The sequence below is a fragment of the Microbacterium sp. H6 genome (assembly GCF_003314775.1).
GTDB classification, from domain to species: Bacteria; Actinomycetota; Actinomycetes; order Actinomycetales; family Microbacteriaceae; genus Microbacterium; species Microbacterium oxydans.
Genome location: NZ_QOAY01000175.1, coordinates 40461 through 45125, shown reverse-complemented (window position 1 = coordinate 45125; position 4665 = coordinate 40461). Strand labels below are relative to the sequence as shown.

Below are 4665 nucleotides of genomic sequence, written 5' to 3'. Positions count from 1 at the left end.
GTGCCTCGTGCTCACGGGCTACGCCGACGGCCCGTGGACCGTGGGCGCAGGTTGGGTGGGCGTGTCGATCGGCGTCGCTGTGTCATCGGCGGCCTTCACCGCGCTCATCGCCGATCAGCTGCCGACGACGCAGCGAGGTGCCGCATCTGCCGCGGTCGGTTCCAGCCAGGCCGTCGGCATCGTCGTCGGAGTGGGGCTCGTGGTACTCCTCGGCCTCGGAACCCGCGAAGGGTACTGGCTGCTCGCCGGGATCATCGCGGTCGTCGGCACGGCGACCGCACTCCTGCTGCCGGATCCGCCGAGTACGGAGGCGCTGCGGCCTAAGCGCAGCGGAGGGCGCCGGCTCGCCTCGCTCCGCGACCGCGACTTCGCGTGGATGCTCTCCGGTCGACTGGTGACGAACGTGGGGAATGCCCTCGGCACCGCGCTGTTCCTGTTCTTCCTGTTGCACGGCCTCGGGCAGCCCAGCGCGACAGCCCAGGACAACTTGCTGCTGCTCATCGTCGTGTACACGGTCTTCGTCGTCCTCGCCTCCGTGGTCACCGGCATCGTGTCCGACCGCACCGGGAACAGGAGAACGCTCACGGTCGCCGCGACGGTCGTGCAAGCGGCGTCCGGGGTGGCGATCGCGCTCGTCCCGACGTTCGAGATGACCATGGTGGCCGCGGCCCTCATGGGGCTCGGATACGGGGCGTTCTCGACGGTCGGCCTCGCTTTCGCCGCCGATCTCCTCCCGGATGCGCAGGACCACGCGAGGGATCTGGGAATCGTCAACGTGACGGCCGCCCTCGGACAACTCATCGGTCCGGTGCTGGGAGCCGGCCTGGTCGCACTCGTGGGCGGGTTCTGGCTCGTGTTCGTCGCAGCCGCCGTGCTGTCACTGGTCGGCGGACTCCTCACGGCGTTCGCTCGGCAGCCGTCCACGGCGGCGTGAGCGCGCCGCGAGCTCCTCTACGTCCACGTCTTCTGCATCCGCCTGCGCTGCATCCGCCTGCTCGACGGTCGCGATGGCGAGCTGCAGCACGGCGTTGAAGATCTCCGGACGCATCGCGGTGACCAGGTGGGTGGTGCGCGGCACGACGATCAGCTCCGCATGTGGTGCGAGCTGCCGGAACAGAGGCTCGTTCAGCCGCAACTGGTCGTACTGCCCGTTCACGAACCACAGCGGAACAGTGATGCGGGGAACGGCTGCGGCGATGTCGAGTGCGGCGAGGCTGCGCAGTGCGGCGTCCTGCGTGTCGAGCGCGTAGCCGCCGGCGGCGAAGTCCGAACGGTTCTCGAGAGGGATGGTGGCGGCGAGCATCTGGCGTGTCAGCCACATCCCGCGATCGGGGAGGGAGTCGACGGCGCGGGCGAACAGGCGGTAGGCGGCGAGACCGGTGCCGCGGGGCAGGGACGTGCAGGCGGCGGCGACCAGGGCAGCGATCGGCGGAGCCTCGGCACCGCCGGCGTAGGCGAGCGAGAGCAGTCCGCCCATGGAATGGCCGACGAGGACGACGGGTCCTTTGTCAGCGGCCGCGCGCACTGCGACGTCGATCGTGTGCAGCGCCTCGTGCAGCGCGAAATCCTCTTGCATCCGTGATCCGTGGCCGGGAAGGTCGACGGCGGTGAAGGCGTGTCCCCGCTCCTCGAGATAGACGGCCTGCGATCGCCACATCGTGGCCGAGGTGCGGATGCCGTGCACGAAGACGATCTGTGCGCTCACGGGTTCAGCATAAGGAAAGCGGGGCCGGTGGATGAACCACCGGCCCCGCTTCGACACGATTCGTGTCAGAGGGTGTTACTTCTCCCAGCCGACGTTCTCGACCGGGCTGATGCCGAACAGATCCAGACCCAGGTAGGGCTCAGGCGTCAGGTTGGCGAGACCCTCGCGGACCGTGTAGATCTGCGGTCCGTTGTACAGCGGGATGAGGCCCCAGCGCTTGTAGATCTCGGGCTCGAGCTTCATCGCGGCAGCGGTCTGCGCCTCGGGGTCGCTCTGCGACTCGACCTTGTCCTTGATCTCGGCGTCCAGCTCAGCGTCACCGACACCCGACAGGTTGAGACCCGAGTCCGAGCAGTACAGCTGGCAGAACCAGGCAGCACCGAAGGCGTCGGAGGACGTGAAGCGGAGACCCGAGACGTCCCAGTTCTTCGACGTGTAGTCGTCGGAGAACTGGCTCGAAGGACGAACCTCGACCTTGACGTCGATGCCGACCGCCTTCTCCTGAGCCTGCAGCGACTGCGCGAGAGCCTTCTGCGTCGCGGAGTCGCTCCAGATCGGGTAGACGACGGAGAGCTTCACGCCGTCCTTTTCGCGGATGCCGTCGGAGCCCTCCTCCCAGCCTGCCTCGTCAAGGAGCTTCTTGGCGCCCTCGACGTCGAACTTCCAACCGGCCTCCTTCATGGAGTCGGAGTAGCCGGGCTGGAACGAGAACAGCGTCAGCGAACCGGCCGGGTCCTCCTTGTAGCCCAGGCCGTTCCAGGCGATCTGCTTCTGCTGGTCGATGTTGATGGCCTTGAAGAACGCCTCGCGGACCTTGACGTCCTCGAACTGCGGCTTGGTCGAGTCGACCTGGAGGATGGTGTTGGCCGTCTGCTGAGCGCGGTAGATCACGGCTCCATCGACGTCCTTCACCTGATCGATGAGCTCCTGCGATCCGGTCTCGGTCATGTCGACCTCGCCGTTCTTGAAGGCGTTGACGCCGGCGGGGTAGTCCATGCCCGTCATCGTGACCTTGTCGAGCAGCGGAGCGTCGCCCCACCACTCGGGGTTCGGCTTGAACGAGATGTAGCCCTTGGTGGCGTCGTACTCGTCGACCGTGTACGGACCTGCGCCCCACTCAGGGTGCGGGTTCTCGTTCATCGCCTCGTTGAACGCGGTCGGGTCGGCGAGGGCCGGGTGGATGACGCCGCCGTTGAACGGCATCTGCGGCCAGGCGAACTCGCCCTTGAACGTGACGATCGCAGTCTTCGCGGTGTCGCCCTGCTCGACGGACTCGATCTCCTTGTAGCCGTCGGTCGCGTTGGGGTTGAAGCCCTCGTCGTACGAGCGGTTGGCCTTCCACGTGGCGTCGATGGCAGTCCAGTCCATGTCGGTGCCGTCGTTCCAGTGCGCCTCGTCGGTGAACGTGAAGGTCAGCACGGTCTTGCCGTCCTTGACCTCGTTCTTCCACTCGGAGAGGTAGTTGTCGTTCTTGTACTGCGTGCCATCCGGCTTCATGAGGATGATCTGCGGCATGTACCAGGCGGCCACGCGCGTGGTGTTGGCGCTCGCATCGCTGTTGAAGGCGTTCAACTGGGCGGGGATCTCGGTGAGCGCGAAGTTGACCTCGCCGCCCTCCTTGAGGTTCTCGCGCGGCTGCGGGTTGTAGTTGGACATCTCGACCCCGGCGGCGTCGCCCTCGTCGTTCTTGTCGCCACTGCCGGTGTTGCCGGCAGCGCACCCGCTGAGTGCGAGTGCGAAAGCGCCGGTGAGTGCCAGCGCTCCCATCAGCTTGTACTGCTTCATGGTGCTCCTTTCGCCTTGCGGCGTGTCATAAGGGGAGAATAGTTCGCCGGGTGCACGAATGCGCCTGCGGCAAGTGAATCCGGACTAACCGTTACCGGACGGTGACCGTGGCCGATCAGGACGGGACGGCGCGGGACGTCGCCGTCGCCGGGTCGAACACGATCCGCTCGCGCGTGCGCTCGATATCGGGGTCCGGAACCGGGATCGCCGACAGCAGCGCCTTCGTATACGGGTGCTGGGGGTTGTCGAAGACGTCGTCGACGTCGCCGTGCTCGACGAAGTCGCCGAGGTACATGACTGCGACGCGGTCGGCGATGTGCCGGACCACGGACAGATCGTGCGCGACGAACAGATACGAGATGCCGAGTTCGACCTTGAGGTCGTCAAGGAGGTTGATCACGCCGGCCTGGATGGACACGTCGAGCGCGGAGACCGGCTCGTCGAGCACGAGGATCTTCGGGTTGGTGGACAGAGCCCTGGCGATGCCGATGCGCTGGCGCTGGCCGCCGGAGAAGGCCTGCGGGAACCTGTCGCTGTGTGCGGGGTTAAGGCCGACGAGATCCATCAGTTCCTTGACCCGTCGATGAGCCTCGACCTTCGACGTGCCGATCGCTGACAGCGGCTCCGAGATGATGTCCGCAACCGTCATGCGGGGATCGAGCGCTCCCATCGGGTCCTGGAACACGATCTGGATGTCGCGACGCAGCGCGCGCTCCACCTTGTGACTGTGGATGTCGTTGACGCTCGTTCCGGCGATGATGATGTCGCCATCGGTCTGCTTCACCATGTCCATGATCTGCAGCAGTGTCGTCGTCTTGCCGGAACCGGACTCGCCGACGATGGCCAGGGTCTCACCTTCGCGCACGTCGAAGCTGATGCCCTTGATCGCGTGCACCTCGCCGACCTTGCGCTTCAGGAACGCGCCCTTGAGCAGGGGGAAGGTCTTGGTGAGGTTCTTCACCTCGAGCGTGATGGGCCGCTCCTCGCGGGGCAGGCGGGTCAGCGCGCTCTCCGGCGCTTCGCGCACCGGATACACCGGCAGGCCGCCGAGGAGGCCGCCATCGGCGATCTCGTTCGCGCGGATGCACGCGGCGCGGTGCTCCTCACCGCCGCCGGTGAGCACGGGCAGCAGTTCGGGCTCACGCGTGCGGCAGGCGTCCATCACGATGGGGCAG

At 66.6% G+C, this 4665-nt stretch carries 4 protein-coding genes; 1 reads left to right on the top strand and 3 read right to left on the bottom strand.

The genetic code is table 11. The features are described from left to right. A partial coding sequence (locus tag DSP71_RS11375) for an MFS transporter (RefSeq protein ID WP_258546385.1) occupies positions 1 to 934 on the top strand: 934 nt, incomplete at its 5' end. Here the strand turns inward: DSP71_RS11375 and DSP71_RS11370 are convergent. From DSP71_RS11370 to DSP71_RS23625, 3 genes are all read right to left on the bottom strand, one after another. Then, positions 878 to 1705, bottom strand: a complete 828-nt coding sequence (locus DSP71_RS11370; protein ID WP_113681139.1) for an alpha/beta fold hydrolase — start codon at positions 1703 to 1705, stop codon at positions 878 to 880. The genes DSP71_RS11375 and DSP71_RS11370 overlap by 57 nt on opposite strands. Positions 1706 to 1780: 75 nt before the next feature. Continuing rightward, positions 1781 to 3490 (bottom strand): ABC transporter family substrate-binding protein, encoded by a 1710-nt coding sequence (locus DSP71_RS11365; RefSeq protein WP_058631391.1) that lies wholly within the window; start codon positions 3488 to 3490, stop codon positions 1781 to 1783. A 115-nt stretch (positions 3491 to 3605) separates the two neighbouring features. Then, positions 3606 to 4665, bottom strand: a 1060-nt coding sequence (locus DSP71_RS23625) for an ABC transporter ATP-binding protein (protein WP_258546384.1), incomplete at its 5' end; no start/stop codon positions are given.

Bases quoted from the DNA above. Each gene is read 5' to 3' on its own strand.
- DSP71_RS11365 (WP_058631391.1), bottom strand. From the start codon at position 3,490: ATGAAGCAGTACAAGCTGATGGGAGCGCTGGCACTCACCGGCGCTTTC.